This is a genomic window from Faecalibacterium sp. AF27-11BH (genome assembly GCF_003603005.1).
Classification (GTDB): Bacteria; Bacillota; Clostridia; order Oscillospirales; family Ruminococcaceae; genus Faecalibacterium; species Faecalibacterium taiwanense.
Genome location: NZ_QVGS01000001.1, coordinates 234,334 through 249,453, shown reverse-complemented (window position 1 = coordinate 249,453; position 15,120 = coordinate 234,334). Strand labels below are relative to the sequence as shown.

Sequence of the window (15,120 nt, the reverse complement as noted above, 5' to 3'; positions counted from 1 at the left end):
TTTTCACCTCTTTTCGTACCCTATTATAATATATTTTTACAGCTTGGTCCATATCAGTTTTACATATCCGGCATGTGTATCCTTGCGCTCTGCCAGCGCCAAAAATACGGCCCGCACTTTGCATTCCCTCACAGGTTGTGTTAGAATAAGAAAAAAGCTTTTCCAAAGGAGAACTTCCTTATGCCGAATATTGTCGAGATCACAGACCTTTCCGCACCGGAGCTGGCTGTCTATGCCCGCCTGACGCAGGCGCAGCTGCGCAATCGTCTGGAACCGGAAAAAGGCATCTTTATTGCCGAAAGCCCCAAGGTGATTGCCCGCGCGCTGGATGCCGGATACACACCGCTCTCCCTGCTCATGGAGCGTAAACAGATCACCGGCCCGGCTGCCGATCTCCTGACCCGTTGCGGGGATGCCCCGGTGTACACAGCCGACCGCGAGACCCTTGCCAGCCTGACCGGCTTCGAGCTGACCCGCGGCGTGCTGTGCGCCTTCCGCCGCCCGCTGCCGCGCAGCGTGGAAGAGGTCTGCCGCAATGCCCGCCGGGTGGCCGTTCTGGAGGGCATTGTGGACTCCACCAATGTGGGAGCGATCTTCCGCAGCGCCGCTGCACTGAACATGGATGCCGTGCTCGTTACTCCTTCCTGCTGCGACCCGCTGTGCCGCCGTGCCGTGCGTGTGAGCATGGGCACCGTGTTTCAGGTGCCCTGGGCGCAGATCGGCACCTGCCCTGCCGACTGGCCGGAAAACGGAATTGCTCAACTGCACGGCCTTGGCTTCAAGACTGCTGCCATGGCTCTGAGCGACCGCTCCGTAAGCATTGACGACAGCGCTCTTTCCGCCGAGCCGAAGCTCGCCATCGTGCTGGGCACAGAGGGTGACGGCCTTGCCCACAGCACCATTGCCGCCTGTGACTACACCGTAAAAATCCCTATGTCCCACGGCGTGGATTCCCTGAACGTTGCCGCTGCCAGCGCTGTTGCTTTCTGGCAGCTAGGCAACCGCTGAGCGATGCTTTCTGGCCCTGCCCAAAATACTTGACAAATTTCCCGAACAGAGTTACACTTACAGGGTCATCACATGGGCCTATAGCTCAGTTGGGAGTGCAAGCGTATCGCTTTTGTGCCCCACAGAGTTGTGGGCATTCAAATGGGGAGTATGTCGGTTGGTCGCCCAACCGAGTCACGCCCCTAAATATGGGCCTATAGCTCAGCTGGGAGTGCAAGCGTATCGCTTTTGTGCCCCACAGAGTTGTGGGCATTCAAATGGGGAGTATGTCGGTTGGTCGCCCAACCGCGTCACGCCCCTAAATATGGGCCTATAGCTCAGCTGGGAGCCCATGCGGTCCTTAAACAATCTGGAGTTATATACCACGCGCCCCCAAGCGGTTTTTGGGGGCTTAAATATGGGCTCGTAGCTCAGTTGGGAGAGCGTTCGGTTCGCATCCGAAAGGTCGAGGGTTCGACTCCCTTCGAGTCCATAAAACGCCGTATCGTGTTGAACGATACGGCGTTTCTTTTTGCCGTTCTTTGCAAAATCGTGCATCATTCGTCTTGACAGCGCAAAGTGACGTGTGCCGAACTTTTCGGCATAATGTTCATAGCTTCACCAGAAGTTTTGTCAAAAACGACGATTCCCCCATTCGGAGTACCCAGCCCCCTAACGGGTGCTTGTTTAAGGTCCGTTTTCCGCCCACTCGGAGTACGCACCGAGAGCGAATGACTCTTAAATTCTTCAAACTCCTCCAGCGGAACATTGAGGATCTCCATTTGTGACAGATAAAGCTGCCGCTTCAAAGTTGCTACTTCCAGCTTCAACCGTTCCTCTTTCGTCTGCGGCTTGTAATCTTTCTTGTGCCGTCCTCGCCGGTCTTTCAACCCCTCTTCTCCATCCTTTTTGTACTTCTGCACCCATGTGTAGATCTGCTGATAACCGACTTTGTGTTTCTGCGCAATCCCGGTGTAGTTGTAGCCATTCTCAATGCACTCATGAACGGGCGCGATTCGTTCCTCGTAAGTTGTATCTCTTCCTTTGGTCATACGGCTGCCTCCTGTGTGACATTTCAGTTCCTTATGACTATTATACAACTTTATCCAGTCTTGAAGTCGCTTTTTGTTCCCGATTTTGTACTTTTTACAGATAGCCCGAAGCGAACCTGCACCGCTCAGATAATCTGCTACTGCCTGATATTTCAATTCTGCTGGATAGCTTTTATTCTTCCTTGACATGAAAATACCCCCAAAGTATTCAGAGTTTTGTTTTTACTCTGTCTACTCTAGGGGTAGCATATCAGTTGGATGGCTCTTGACATGTTTCTTTTATAAAAGGCTGCCGCTCAGTTCAGCCGGAACACCTGCTCCAGCTTTGGCTGTGCGCCGGTCACAGGGTCCATTTCCAGTTCCAAAATGTCCTTCATGAACTCGTTCCAGCGGTCAACGACCGGGCTTTCGGCCTGCATTTTCTCGGCGTAGGCAACGCCCTTTTCGCACTCATAGTAGCCAAACAGTTCATCGTTGCAGTAAAAGATGCTGTAATTGCAGATGCCGGCATCTTTCAATACTTGCACCATTTCCGGCCAGATCTCTGTGTGACGCTTCTGGTATTCGGCCTTGCAACCGGGCTTGATGCGGCCTTTCCATGCCATGTGCTCCATGTTCTGCTCCTTAGTTGAGGAACTTCTCGTTCAGGGTCACGCCAAAGTCGCGGGCAATGGCGCGCAGGTCGTCGTCGGTGATGGTCTGCCGGATGATGCCGCCGCCCATGGAGAGCACCTTGACGTAAATTTCGGCGCTCTTCTCAATGGTGTGGGCAAGGCCAAAGGTGATGTCAAAGTCCGGGCCGGAGGCAAACAGACCGTGCTGTGCCCAGATGGCAGCCTGATAGGTTTTCATCAGCTCACTGGTGGCCATGGCAATATCTGCACCGCCGGGCACCATCCACGGGCAGACGCCAACGCCCTCCGGGAACACCACCGGGCACTCGGTGGCGCTCTGCCACAACGCACGGGTGAAGTCCCGGTCGGTCAGGGGTAGGATGTAGGTCAGGGCAATCACGTTGGTGGCGTGGCAGTGGTAGATGACACGGTTTGCGCCATTGGTGGCGGCCTTGCGGACACTGTGATTCATAAAGTGGCTGGGGAACTCACTGGTGGGCTTTGCGCCGCCCTCCAAGCCCCAGACAATGCGCCAGCTGTCGCCCTTGTCGTTGATCTCCACAATGCCGATGCTGTGAACAGAGTCCGGCTCTACGTTGCGGAAGAACTTGCCCGAGCCGGTGGTGATGAAATACTCCCCGGCCAGATTATCGGCCTGCACCCCCATGTTCACCCACTCCCGGGGCTGTGCGTTGAAGAAGGGACGGCACTGCGCCACTTCCTCCTCCTTCATGCGGTAGGTCAGGTTGCCGCCGTTGCGCTCGTGCCAGCCCTGCAGCCAGCCATCGTTGCACATCCGCATAAAGCCTTTTACGATCTCAATATCCAGAATACCCATGATAAATACCTCTCTTTTTCGCTTGTTTCAGTTGTTTTATCGCGTAATGATGTCCACAGGAACATCGAAGATTTTTGCTACTTTCAGAATGGTGTCGATGTGACGGCCGGTAGCCGCAGCCATGTGGTGGGTGGGGCCAGCCTCGCTCCAGCGGTTGCAGAACTCCCGTGCGCCGCAGGTAAAGCGGGTGCGCATATTGGTGTCGCCAAAGGTGAAGATGGGGCCGGGTTCGTTGACGCCCTCAGCCACCACGAACTTGAAGTGACCGTCCTTGTCCTGCGTGATGCCCAGATAGGTCACAGGGCCAAGGTGGGGGTAGAACTGGGTCAGGTAGCCGCCGCCGGTCTTGCCGTGGAACACGGGCACGATCTTCATGGTGGGCTTCTTCTCGGAAATGTCGGCATCGCCGGAACCGGAGTGGCCGATGATGCAGATATCCTCGTCAAAGTCGATGGAGTACATCTCGCTCAGCTGGCCGCAGCCTGCAATGGTCTTGAGGATGCTCATGGCCATGGAAACCTTGATATCGCCTTCCACGGCGCAGGCCACGCCCTGCTTGATGAGCATGGAGAACGCCGGAATCAGCATGCTGTCCAGCACACCGGCCTTGCCCTGTGCAAAACCATCGTAGTGGGATGCGATGAACGCGATCTTCTCATCCTTGACCCACTGTTCAAAGGCCACGACATACTTCGCCATGTCCCAGACCTTTTCAATGGTGCCGCCGCCCTCGATATCGAAGGTGTCCAGAATATCCTGTGCCTTGGTGCGGATGGCAGCTTCATCGGTGATGTTGTCGGCGATGGCCCACATCTTCTCCCAGTCGAACTGCTTGGTGTAGAGGAACATCCGGTTGTACAGGTTGGTTTCGTCGATGTACAAGTCCATCATGCCGGGGTACGGACGGCCGATCTGCGCCAGATTGGTGTCGCGGAAGCGGCGGCGCACCTGTGCGGCACGGCACCAGTCCTCGATCTCGGCCTGCACCTGCGGGTCGCCGCCCTCGACAACACCGGTGATGACAGCGTGACGCTTGCCAGCGCGCTCCAAGTCGGCCACCATCTCGCCCACGGCACCGCAGGCGTACAGTTCGCCCAGCCAGGTGGGGGTGTCGGTATTGGCGTAGTCCGGGGCTTTCTTCTTCTGGACATTCACCAGTACCACGGGTACGTTCAGGTCGCGCACGGCAGGCAGCATATTGTAAGAGGTGGCGTAGGTCAGCAGCTGCAAAATGACCAGATCCACATCTGCGGCGCGGAACTTGTCGCCCGCTGCCATAGAAAGTTCCTTGGTGGTGACGATGCCGCCGTCCACGATTTCCACGGTGTTGGGGATGGTCTTTTTAAAGTCGGCGTACTGCTGCTCAAATTCGGGCACAAGGGTCGGGAACTGGGGCAGATACGCACCCAGAGCAATGGCAAACACGCCAACACGGGCTTTGGTTTCAACGAGCATAGGAAATCCTCCTTATTGAATGTTCATCTGGATCTTCAAATTGCCGATGGCGGTTGCCTCGATGGGCAGCGCCACCACCTGTTTTCCGGTATAATGGGCGGTCAGCTCGTTCAGGGTGGCGTTCTTTGCGCCACCGCCTGCGATGTACAGCTTATCCCAGTGCTGCTCGGTCACAGCTTCCATCTCACGATAGGCTTCGCCGTAGCAGTACGCCAGCGAATGATAGATGCTGTTGATAAGGTCGGCATCCGTGGCAGGGGCTTCGCCGGTCTCGGCAAGGGCGGCTCTGATCTCTGCGCGCATATCCTGCGGGGCGGAGAAGCGGGCCGCATTCACATCAAAAATGCGGGTGTAGGTGCTGGTCTTGGCCAGCTCCACCATCTCGGCAAAGGAGATGCCCAGCTGTTTTTGCACACACTGGATGATCCACAGACCCATGATGTTTTTCAGGTAGCGGATGTACCCTACGCCGCCCTCGTTGGTAAAGTTGGCGCGGCGGCTCTCCGGGCTGGTGATGGGCTTTGCCAGCTTGACCCCCAGCAGACTCCATGTACCGGAGGAAAGGAACGGCGCATCCCCCTGTTCCATGGGGATGCCCTCCACCGCGCTGGCGGTGTCGTGGGTGGCGCACAGCACTACCTTGGTCTGCCCGCCCACCTCGGCGGCAATGTCGGGCAGCAGCGCACCCAGAACCGTGCCGGGTGCGGTCAGCTTGGGGAACATCGTTTCCGGCAAGCCCAGCGCCTGCAAGATCTCCGGGTCGTACTCCCCGGTCTGGGCGTTTACGAGCCCGGTGGAGGTGGCGTTGGTGTACTCCCGCGCCTTTACGCCGCACAGCTTCCACAGCAGGTATTCCGGGATCATTAAAAAGTCCTCGGCCTGCGCCAGCCGCCCGGCTTTTTTGTCGGCATACAGCTGATAAATGCTGTTGAAGGGCTGGAACTGGATGCCGGTGCACTGGTAGAGCTGCGCAAAGGGCAGAATGCTGTGGACTTCGGGGATTGCTGCATGCGTCCGGTCGTCCCGGTAGGCGTAGACAGGGTAGAGGGGCTTGTCATTCTTTAAAAGCACATAGTCCACCGCCCATGTATCAATGGAAAGGCTCTCAATTTCCGGGTGCCTTGCAAAGGCTTCCCGGATGCCCTGCTTCACATTGGTAAACAGACTGTCGATGTCCCATTCCAGATGACCGTCTACCCGCTGGACGCTGTTCGGGAACCGGTACACTTCTTCGGTGCAGAGAACGCCGTTCTCCATCCATCCGACAATGTGCCGCCCGCTGGATGCACCAATGTCGATAGCAAGATAGTTCTTTTGCATAATGCGCCTCCTGTGTGGATTCTTTGACCTAAGTATACGGGTTCTTCCGCCGTGATTCCATCGGCAAAGGTGACGCATTTTTTGTGAAAAGTCCACTCTCCCATTTTGAAAATCGTCCAACATAAGCAAAAAAGCCGGAACGCTCCGTATGGAAGGAGCATTCCAGCCTTTTTGCATGATGAGGTAATGAAGAAGAAACGGGGAATTTAAGCAAAGCGGTGATGTAGAAGCTTACAGCTGGCTCTTATACAGCTCAACGATCTCTTCCACGCTGGTGTCGCGGGGATTACCGGGGCGGCAAGCGTCTGCAAAGGCAGATTCAGCGAGGAACTGGATGTCCTCTTCCTTCAGGATACCCTTCAGATTGGTGGGGATGCCAACGTCAGCAGACAGCTGCTTGACAGCGGCGATGGTAGCATCAGCGGCCTGTGCGTCGTTCATCTCGTCGATGCTCTTCACGCCCATGGCCTTGCCGACAGCACGGTAACGCTCGCCAGCGATGGTCTTGTTGTACTCCAGACCAACCGGCAGTAGGATGGCGCAGGCCACACCGTGCGGGGTGTCGTACAGAGCGGACAGGCCGTGTGCCATGGAGTGAACAATGCCCAGACCCACGTTGGAGAAGCCCATACCGGCAATGTACTCGCCCAGAGCCATACCCTCACGGCCCTCCGGGGTATTCTGGACAGCACCGCGCAGATTCTCGCTGATCAGCTTAATAGCTTCCAGATGGAACATATCGGAAATGGTGCAGTGGCCCTTGGTGATGTAGCCCTCAATGGCGTGGGTCAGAGCGTCCATGCCGGTGGCAGCAGTCAGGCCCTTGGGCATGGAAGCCATCATATCGGGGTCAACGACTGCAATTTCCGGAATGTCATTGGTATCGACGCAGACGAACTTGCGCTTCTTTTCCACATCGGTGATGACGTAGTTGATGGTAACTTCAGCAGCGGTGCCGGCAGTGGTGGGCACGGCAATGGTGAACACGGCGTGCTTCTTGGTGGGAGCCACACCCTCCAGAGAGCGGACATCGGCGAATTCGGGGTTATTGATGATAATGCCGATGGCCTTTGCGGTATCCATGGAGGAGCCGCCGCCGATGGTCACGATGCAGTCAGCTTCTGCGGCCTTGAACGCAGCCACGCCGTCCTGCACATTAGCGATGGTGGGATTGGGCTTGATCTCGCTGTACACGCTGTAAGCAAAACCGGCAGCATCCAGCAGGTCGGTGACCTTCTTGGTGACACCGAACTTGATCAGGTCGGGGTCAGAGCAGACGAAAGCCTTCTTGTAGCCGCGGGCGGTCAGCTCGGGAACGATGTTCTCGATAGCGCCGTGACCGTGGTAGGAGATGGTATTCAGAACAATACGATCGGCCATAATACAAAACCTCCAAATTGACACTTCTCTTTTGCTGCAATCGCTCAGATTGGCAGAAAGATAACAAACTTTCCTTTCATTAGTATACTGATTGCTTTTATAAAATTCTATCCGAAAAAGTCCCCTATTTTTTGTGAAAAGTCTACTCTTGCTCTAAAAAGGCGTGTGCGCTATACTAAAATCAGAAAGAGAGGAATCGGAAAATGCTGACTTATAACATGGATGTGACCCCGGAAAGCGTATGGAAACGCACAACACCCAGCGAAGCCGAGCTGACACAACCCTATTACTGCACCGAAGCAGGTGTGTTCTACGCTCAGCAGCATTTTTCCACCGCCCGCACCGATAAGGAAAGCTACATTCTGTTTTATACCCTGCGCGGAGCAGGACTGATCGAGCAGGATGGAATCCATGTCACGCTCAGCACCGGGCAAGCATTGCTCCTCAACTGCCGCACCCCGCAGAGCTACTGCACCGCACCGGGGCAAAGCTGCTGGCACCATTATTGGGTTCATCTGGACGGTGCAGGGGTCGCCGCCATGGAGCCGCTGCTGTTTCCGGGCAAAAAACTGACCCCGGTGCAGATCACCGGGGTCAAGATGCAGGAATTTTTTGAAACGATTTTAGCGCAGATGGAGCGCAGCACCGTGGACAGCATGGTGCAGACCGGGTTGGCTCTCCATGAAATGCTTGCCCTGTGCGCACAGAGCATTCTTGCCGAAGCCGAAGCCACCAGCGCACGGCAGGTGATCTTGCATGCTGTGGAAACCCTGCGTAAAAATTACCAGAAGGAGCTTTCCCTTGCCGACCTGCTGGCGGATGCCCACATGAGCAAGAGTTATTTTCTGCGGCTGTTCCGGCGTTATATGGGCACAACGCCTTACAACTACCTCGTCAACTTCCGCATCACACAGGCAAAGGAGTTGCTTGTTCTCACCGACCACAGCGTCAGCGAGATCGCACAAGAAGTTGGTTTTGGCGATGCCAGCAATTTTTCTACCCGGTTTGTAAAGGCGACCGGACAAAGCCCCCTACAATATCGCAAGAGCGCGCTGAAAAGTGCCGGAAATCCAGAACAGGATTAAACGCTCTGCCCACAGGCACTCTGTACCGCTGCCAGCAGCCGTGCCAGCGCATCGCCGCCGTCTTTTTCGGCCTGATGGTCTTGTGCGGCGGTTTCTTCTTCTGTGCCGTTGGGGTCTTTTACTCCGGCCAGACGCGCAGGCTTTTCCAACAGCAGCGCGGCTTCCGGTTTCCACGGCTCACTGGATGCCGACACTGTCTGAATCAACGGCAGATAATCCGGGAAAGCCTCCCCCAGCGAACGTAGTTCATCTGCTGCATACCCGGCAGCACGGACAGCACCATAATCGTTGGTGTGCGTCCAATCGCCCTGATGATAGTAGATTTTGGAAGCATCCCGCCCCAGCCGGATGATCTCATCCATGGCTGCCTGATGCAGATCCAGCACAGGCACGTTTAACTCTTTGCCCAGTGCGATACACGCCTGTGCGTGGTCGTGCAGGAGATCGTTATAAGTAAGTTTTCCGTTTTGCTCTGTCCATACATTGCGCGCGATCGGCGTTGCAAGAATGGGCAGGGCTTTTTTTGCGCGAATTTCCGCAATGAACCGGCGCAGATTTTCCGGGTAGCCGTTGTATGCCTGTAAATGCGGATGCTTCTGGTCGTTGTGTCCGAACTGGATCACCACAAAATCGCCGGGTCTCAGCTGCTTCTGAATAAGGTCAAAATGCCCCTCGTTACGGAATGTTTCGGTAGAACGTCCGTTGTGTGCGTGGTTGCAGACCGTAACACTGCCGTCCAGATACAAGTCCAGAGCCTGTCCCCAGCCTCCATAACACGCTGCCGGGTGGTAGGGGTATTCTGCACCGTAGTCCGCCATCGTGGAATCTCCGGCAAGGTAGATCGTGGGGACTTCGATGGGGGTGATGGAAACAAAGTCCAGTGCCGGGCAATGGCCAACGACTGCAATGTCCAGCGTATTTTTCTCAAAAGCCGCTGTTTTTCCATTGGGAATGATGGGCGAAGCATTGACAGAAAAACAGATGGACAAAACTGCGCCCTGCCGCACAGAGCCTTTCCACGCAAGGCACCGGCACCCGTGGAAAATCAGAAGCTGTTCTTCCTCCGCACGGGCGGTCAGAGTAAGTTTCACGCGATAATTTCCGGCGTGAGGGACAGCCGCTTTGAAGCAGAGCGGAACGAACCGCTGCGGCGGTTGGACTGCGCCATCCTTTTCCCACAAAGTCTGCACCAGTGCATCGGAATCCAGAAAGCAGCCGTTCTCGTCCTGCTGGATTTGTGTGATCGGTTCCGATGCGTACCAATAAGGTACATTGAATCCACTGTTCAGTTCAAAGATATTCAAACTCGGCTGTGCGTTGTGGGCAGCTTCGTCCACGAAGCCAAAAGGCTGGCTTGGGCTATAAAACGGGATGGAATCCTGTGTGCTCTTTTCCAAAGAAATTGTAAGTGTTTCTGATTTCATTGTGCTTTCTCAATGGTATGTGATACAGGTAGAATGTAATTGATATCCGGTGCGGTATCCAGAGCGGAAATAGTACAGTTTTCGCAGATCATACCTTCCACTGCGGCAGGGTCAAAGGAATTTTCTGCTGTACGAATTTTCAGATCCCGGAACGTGAAGTCCGACAGCCGATACTGTATCGGTTCCGGTTTTACATTGAAATATTCGCGGCAGTCACAGCGGCAATCCTCCACCGTAATATGGTCTGCATAAGAAAGCGGAATGTCTTTGCGGTCTTCCAAATCGTAGAACTGTGTCCATGGGTTGATATTGACAAAGCTGTCCACGACCGCATCCACCTGCTGCATCGTGATATACTCGTAGTGCTGCGGGGTATCCGGACGCATTTTCAGCCAGAGCAGATTGCAGGCATGGTCTACTTTCAGGCGGCGAATCAGGATATTGCGGTCGTGCATGGACTCCGAGCCGCAGGTCAGACAGCCGTGGCAGAAACCGTAGTGGCAGTCCTCCACCAGAATCCGCTCGTTGGTACCATTTTCAGGTGCGGTATCTGCCCACGGGCCCTTACCGCCTTTCAGCACAACGGAATCATCGTTCACTTCCAGATAGCAGTTTTTGACCAGCACATTCGTGCAGACATCAATGTCGATGGCATCGGTACTGGGAGCAGGAACAGGATGGGCCGGAGAGAAAATGCGGCAGTTCAGGTATTTCACATGGTCGCAGCGGTACAGATGACTTGTCCAGAAGTGTGAATTTTGCAGGGTGATGTTGGCAAACGTCACATTCTTGCTGTTGGAGATGAACACCAGCCGCGGACGCTGCTCATCCTTGTTCGTGCATTTGGGGTTCCACTTGCGGCGCAGCCAGAACGCCCGCCAAGAGCGCATACCGTTGCCGTCGATTGTGCCGGGGCCGCTGATGGTAAAGCCATCCACGCCGTCGGCATTGATGAGGGCCGAGAAGTAGATGCAGTTCTGCCCTTCCATGCGTGTTTCGCAGAGGTCATAATCTGCAATGTTATCACTGCCCATCAAGGTGCCGCCCTGTGCCACATACAGATTCACGCCCTGTTTGAAGTGCAGCGCACCCGTGTGGTAGATGCCAGCCGGGACGACCAGCACGCCGCCGCCCTCTTTGGCGGCAAGATCGATCACAGACTGCATTTCTTTCGTATGCAGCTGACCATCCGGCAGGATGCCGTAGTCTGTCAGCAGGTAAGGCTTTCCCAGCGAGGAAAGTTCCGGGGCTGTTGTATCATAGAACCAATCATCAATGGGCGTTCCATCCGGAAAAAACTCAAGTTTATGCTTCATGGCCAATTCCTCATTCCAAACGTGTTGTTGTGCCGCCGGGGAAACAGGTATAAATATTTTTCAAACTCATACAGAAACCTCCTGCAAACCATACGGAACTGCGCGCTTGCCATAGCGGTTCGCCAGACTACCGGTCACGACCAGCTTGAACGCATTGCAGCCCGGATGGAGCAGTCCTTTCAAATCAAATCGATGCTTGTTCCAGAACGAAACACCGGCAAGCTTCCCATTGACCCAAAGTTCTGCCATTTCCTCGGCGTCAATTTCCAGCAGCGGATAATCTGCGTTTGCCTGTTCTGAGCTGCATTCCATCTCAGCGTTGTAGGTCTTTTTGACCTGAATGCCATCGACTTTTTTCAGCGTGAACTCCGGCAGCGGCAGTTGCAGCGGTTTCGGCTGTTCCGGCAGCGCGGCAAAGTCTGCCGCCTCACAGGTGAACAGCAGCAGACTGCTACGGCTGGGCAGGTTCAGTTCAAAATTCTGTGCCTGCGCACGGGCTGCTTTTCCGCTCCACAGGTCATACTGCCCCACCTTTTTTGTGGTGGGCAAGGTGATGATGGTATGGAGGTCGGTGTTGCCCTCGTTCACAAGGAACCAGCACTCGCTGCCTGCCCGCAGGAAATGCGCACTGCGCAGCTTCGGTACTGCCGGGCTGCACTGGAGGTCCGCAAGCTGCGAAAGATCGTTCGGGAGAGCGAGTGCATTGGGGAACCGCTGTTCCGGGTCGATGACGGCCGAGAACTCCATGCCACGGCAGAGCAGCTTTCCATCCTGCACGTTGCATTCGTTCCAGACGCTTTCTGGCAAATACTGAAAACCGACCTGCTGCTCATAGAGCGAGCGGACGGCTTCCGGTTCCAGCGCACGATTGCGGCACAGCACTGCCACTGGCAGGATGGCCGTTGTGTCGGTCATCAGGCAGGACAGCCGCCGCATATAGGTAGACCACAGCTTATAATGCTTCCACCAGTTGCTGTTGGGGCCAACATCTGGCGGACGTTCATCCTTTCGCTTGCCGACAATGCTGTAATAGAACGCGTGAGGAATGAACAGGTTGACGCCGCGTACGGCCAGCCAGTCCGTGTACCACTTGATGTCCCCGCCGGAAAGCTGCCATGGATTATTATCCTTATTGCAGGCTCCAAAGCACTCGTTGGAGTTGCGGCGGCGGTGCATCAGGCGGGCAGCATCCGCGCTGCACTTGCCAAGCGTGGAATCCAACCCCACAAGGCAGTCTTTTTCCGGTGCAATCCAGCGCAGGCACAAATCCTGACCGGGGATGCCGAAATATTTCTCTACCTCGATATCATCACTCTGGTGAGGGTGTCCCATCAGGCAGATGCTGTGCTGTTCGCACCAGCCGGAAAGTGCCGCATAGTAAACGCCGCCTTCCCGGTCAAGGATCATCTGATTGTAAAGCTGCGTATCCGCATTTTCGGTTTTCTCAAACAGTGCGGTCAGATTTTCCAGCTTACCGCCAGCTTCGGTGAACAGCTGGGCAAATCCCTTCGTCCAAGGGAACATCTTCTCCACGTTCCGTCCCAGAATGCTGGGTTCATCGGTGAAGAAGCCAATGATGGTATTGCCGAAGTATTCTTTCAGTTCGCGGTAATAGGCATCGTGGGTCAGGCCGATGAATCGCTGCACGACCTCCGGGTTCAGAATATCCGCACTTTCCGGGGCGTTCGGCTCGCCGTCATCTTCGCCCCAGTGGATGCCGCGGATGGTGCCGCCGCTCCTGCGTACCACCAAAACTCCCTTCGGAGTCTCCGCGAGGACTTCATCTCCCGGCTGGCTCTTGCTCACCAGTGTGATGCCCTGACTGACTAAATCGGGACGGCCGGCCGTGACCATGCCGTTTGCAGAACCGGAGGGGTACATTCCCTCATCGTACAGAACCACGGTCATGTTCAGCGCAGCGGCTTCCTTGACCGCCGTGCGGATGTAGGAAAAGTATTCTTTGGAAAGGTAGCGGATGCGTTTTGCAAGGCCGATGCGTGGATGCAGCACCACGCCGGAAACGCCGTGCGCATTAAAATCGTTCAGCTGGCGGCGAATCTCATCATGGGTCAGATTGCCGTTCAAAAACCAGAACGGAATGGGGGTAAACTCCCGCGAGGGCTTGGAAAGCAGTGTCAGTAACTCCATACGAACCTCCTATGGTTCATTTTTTGCAAGGGCACGAAGTTCGGCCCATCGTTTTGTACGAAAATAGAACAGCATCAGGATCATCCCTGAAAGAAAGCTCAGCGGCACGCTGGCCATTGCATAGCCGCCATAGCCGATCTGTGAAAGCAGGTATGCGACCGGTATCCGCACACCCCACAGAATGAAAAGATTTACGGTGGTCGGATACTTGATCTCGCCAATGCCGTTGGAAAAGCACATGATGACGTTCATCACCGCATACATCCATGTAAATGGAAGCACGATATGAATATAGCGCATTGCAAAGTCAAGAACGGCGGCATCCCGGGTAAAGAGTGCAAGAAGCGGGTTGCAGAAAATCGTAACGAGGATTCCGGCAGAGAACGTGATCGTTCCGGCACACAACGGAATCAGCCATGCACCACGGCACAGACGGCGATGATTTTCTGCGCCAAGGTTTTGACCGGAGAACACCGTCATGGTTGAGGAAAGCGAAGTAATTGCAATGTTTGCAATGCTGGTGATCTTTCCGGCCACCGAACACCCGGCAACAAAGGTGGAACCCTGAAGGTTAAACAAAACCTGCAAAATCAGGTGCCCGGTGGAATAGAGCGCCGTGTTCATTCCGAGCGGCAGGCCGATCTTTATCATTTTCCGCAGGGTCGTTTTATCAAACTGACGGGGCAGAAGTGGAAATTCCAGTTCCGGGGCATAGCGGCGGATGTACCAGATGCTGCACAGCCACGAAAGCACCTGCGCAGCCACAGTCGCCCATGCCACGCCATAGACGCCCATCCCCAGCTTTGCCACAAAAAACAGATCCAGCACAATGTTGACCACACAGGATACCAGCAGGAGCATCAGCGAGGAACTGCTGTTGCCCAGCCCCCGCAGGATCCCCGCATTGAAATTGTAGCCCATATTGCCAAGAATGCCGACCGTAATGATCCGCAGATACTGCACTGCGTAGGGCAGAGCATCCGGCGGAACCTGCATCAGCTTCAGGAGAAGCGGCCCCAATACAAGCCCCAGAGCCGTAAGCGGAACTGCCGCCGCATAGAGAAAGAATACTGCTGCCCTGAGCAGTTTTTTCAGTGTGGCCTGATCGGATGCTCCGCAGGCCTGCGAAACAAGGATGGAAATGCCGGAGCCAATGCCAAGAAAGATACACAAAAGAATTTCCAGCGGCTGTGAGCTGGTGGAAACTGCCGCCAGCGCCGCCGAATCACAGTAATTGCCGATGACCAGCGTATCCACCGTGCTGTACATCTGCTGGAGAATGCTGCCGGCGCAAATCGGCAGCGCAAAACGCAGGGTGCAGCCAAGGATCGAGCCATGCGTCATATCAGTCTGACGCGCAGATGCTTTATTCTGTATCATAAATTTGCTTTGTAAAAGAAGAAGCCGTGTCCCGCAAAAGACTGCGGAACACGGCTTCTGTGTTATCAGCTCTCAACTCCGTCGGCGGGGGATCATGCAGACCGGAGTTTGCGTCCGCTAT

At 55.2% G+C, this 15,120-nt stretch carries 12 protein-coding genes and 1 tRNA gene; 3 read left to right on the top strand and 10 right to left on the bottom strand.

The genetic code is table 11. The annotated features are described in order from the left end of the window. Nucleotides 1-180 precede the first annotated feature (180 nt). Nucleotides 181-1,008: an RNA methyltransferase gene (locus tag DWY76_RS01185; protein ID WP_120079417.1), complete on the top strand. Its 828-nt coding sequence runs from the start codon at nucleotides 181-183 to the stop codon at nucleotides 1,006-1,008. 399 nt (nucleotides 1,009-1,407) lie between these two features. Further along, nucleotides 1,408-1,480: transfer RNA gene (locus tag DWY76_RS01180), tRNA-Ala, on the top strand. A gap of 64 nt (nucleotides 1,481-1,544) precedes the next feature. Here the strand turns inward: DWY76_RS01180 and DWY76_RS01175 are convergent. The 6 genes from DWY76_RS01175 to fucO all read right to left on the bottom strand — a co-directional run bounded on the left by DWY76_RS01175 (nucleotide 1,545) and on the right by fucO (nucleotide 7,646). Beyond that, nucleotides 1,545-2,039 (bottom strand): helix-turn-helix domain containing protein, encoded by a 495-nt coding sequence (locus DWY76_RS01175; RefSeq protein ID WP_243111874.1) that lies wholly within the window; start codon nucleotides 2,037-2,039, stop codon nucleotides 1,545-1,547. A gap of 296 nt (nucleotides 2,040-2,335) precedes the next feature. Continuing rightward, a complete protein-coding gene (locus DWY76_RS01170; RefSeq protein WP_120079414.1) occupies nucleotides 2,336-2,653 on the bottom strand; it encodes an L-rhamnose mutarotase in 318 nt (105 codons plus the stop codon). 10 nt (nucleotides 2,654-2,663) lie between these two features. Beyond that, nucleotides 2,664-3,491, bottom strand: a complete 828-nt coding sequence (gene rhaD, locus DWY76_RS01165) for a rhamnulose-1-phosphate aldolase (RefSeq protein ID WP_120079412.1) — start codon at nucleotides 3,489-3,491, stop codon at nucleotides 2,664-2,666. A gap of 36 nt (nucleotides 3,492-3,527) precedes the next feature. Continuing rightward, complete coding sequence (locus DWY76_RS01160) at nucleotides 3,528-4,946, bottom strand: arabinose isomerase (RefSeq protein WP_120079410.1); 1,419 nt, start codon at nucleotides 4,944-4,946, stop codon at nucleotides 3,528-3,530. 12 nt (nucleotides 4,947-4,958) lie between these two features. Continuing rightward, nucleotides 4,959-6,266, bottom strand: coding sequence for a rhamnulokinase family protein (locus tag DWY76_RS01155; RefSeq protein ID WP_120079408.1), 1,308 nt, complete (start codon nucleotides 6,264-6,266; stop codon nucleotides 4,959-4,961). Between the two features lie 231 nt (nucleotides 6,267-6,497). Beyond that, entirely contained in the window at nucleotides 6,498-7,646 is a 1,149-nt protein-coding gene (gene fucO, locus DWY76_RS01150) for a lactaldehyde reductase (protein ID WP_120079406.1), read from the bottom strand. Nucleotides 7,647-7,849: 203 nt separating this feature from the next. On the opposite strand from fucO, the gene DWY76_RS01145 reads away from it, so the two are divergent. After that, the gene (locus DWY76_RS01145) at nucleotides 7,850-8,731 is read left to right on the top strand and encodes an AraC family transcriptional regulator (RefSeq protein WP_120079404.1); all 882 of its coding nucleotides are present in this window, start codon (nucleotides 7,850-7,852) and stop codon (nucleotides 8,729-8,731) included. Here the strand turns inward: DWY76_RS01145 and DWY76_RS01140 are convergent. The 4 genes from DWY76_RS01140 to DWY76_RS01125 form a co-directional block, all read right to left on the bottom strand. Then, nucleotides 8,728-10,128, bottom strand: a complete 1,401-nt coding sequence (locus DWY76_RS01140) for a rhamnogalacturonan acetylesterase (RefSeq protein ID WP_165852541.1) — start codon at nucleotides 10,126-10,128, stop codon at nucleotides 8,728-8,730. The genes DWY76_RS01145 and DWY76_RS01140 overlap by 4 nt on opposite strands. A 23-nt stretch (nucleotides 10,129-10,151) precedes the next feature. Continuing rightward, entirely contained in the window at nucleotides 10,152-11,471 is a 1,320-nt protein-coding gene (locus DWY76_RS01135; RefSeq protein ID WP_120079400.1) for a glycosyl hydrolase family 28 protein, read from the bottom strand. 66 nt (nucleotides 11,472-11,537) lie between these two features. After that, nucleotides 11,538-13,619: a hypothetical protein gene (locus tag DWY76_RS01130; RefSeq protein WP_120079398.1), complete on the bottom strand. Its 2,082-nt coding sequence runs from the start codon at nucleotides 13,617-13,619 to the stop codon at nucleotides 11,538-11,540. A gap of 9 nt (nucleotides 13,620-13,628) precedes the next feature. After that, on the bottom strand, nucleotides 13,629-14,999 hold the full coding sequence (locus DWY76_RS01125; RefSeq protein WP_120079396.1) for an MATE family efflux transporter: 1,371 nt from the start codon (nucleotides 14,997-14,999) through the stop codon (nucleotides 13,629-13,631). Nucleotides 15,000-15,120: the final 121 nt, after the last annotated feature.

Excerpts from the sequence above, each read along its gene's own strand:
- rhaD (WP_120079412.1), bottom strand. The coding sequence starts at position 3,491 with ATGGGTATTCTGGATATTGAGATCGTAAAAGGCTTTATGCGGATGTGC.
- DWY76_RS01170 (WP_120079414.1), bottom strand. The coding sequence starts at position 2,653 with ATGGAGCACATGGCATGGAAAGGCCGCATCAAGCCCGGTTGCAAGGCC.
- DWY76_RS01125 (WP_120079396.1), bottom strand. The coding sequence starts at position 14,999 with ATGATACAGAATAAAGCATCTGCGCGTCAGACTGATATGACGCATGGC.
- DWY76_RS01130 (WP_120079398.1), bottom strand. The coding sequence starts at position 13,619 with ATGGAGTTACTGACACTGCTTTCCAAGCCCTCGCGGGAGTTTACCCCC.
- DWY76_RS01175 (WP_243111874.1), bottom strand. The coding sequence starts at position 2,039 with ATGACCAAAGGAAGAGATACAACTTACGAGGAACGAATCGCGCCCGTT.
- DWY76_RS01160 (WP_120079410.1), bottom strand. The coding sequence starts at position 4,946 with ATGCTCGTTGAAACCAAAGCCCGTGTTGGCGTGTTTGCCATTGCTCTG.
- fucO (WP_120079406.1), bottom strand. The coding sequence starts at position 7,646 with ATGGCCGATCGTATTGTTCTGAATACCATCTCCTACCACGGTCACGGC.
- DWY76_RS01185 (WP_120079417.1), top strand. The coding sequence starts at position 181 with ATGCCGAATATTGTCGAGATCACAGACCTTTCCGCACCGGAGCTGGCT.
- DWY76_RS01155 (WP_120079408.1), bottom strand. The coding sequence starts at position 6,266 with ATGCAAAAGAACTATCTTGCTATCGACATTGGTGCATCCAGCGGGCGG.
- DWY76_RS01135 (WP_120079400.1), bottom strand. The coding sequence starts at position 11,471 with ATGAAGCATAAACTTGAGTTTTTTCCGGATGGAACGCCCATTGATGAT.
- DWY76_RS01145 (WP_120079404.1), top strand. The coding sequence starts at position 7,850 with ATGCTGACTTATAACATGGATGTGACCCCGGAAAGCGTATGGAAACGC.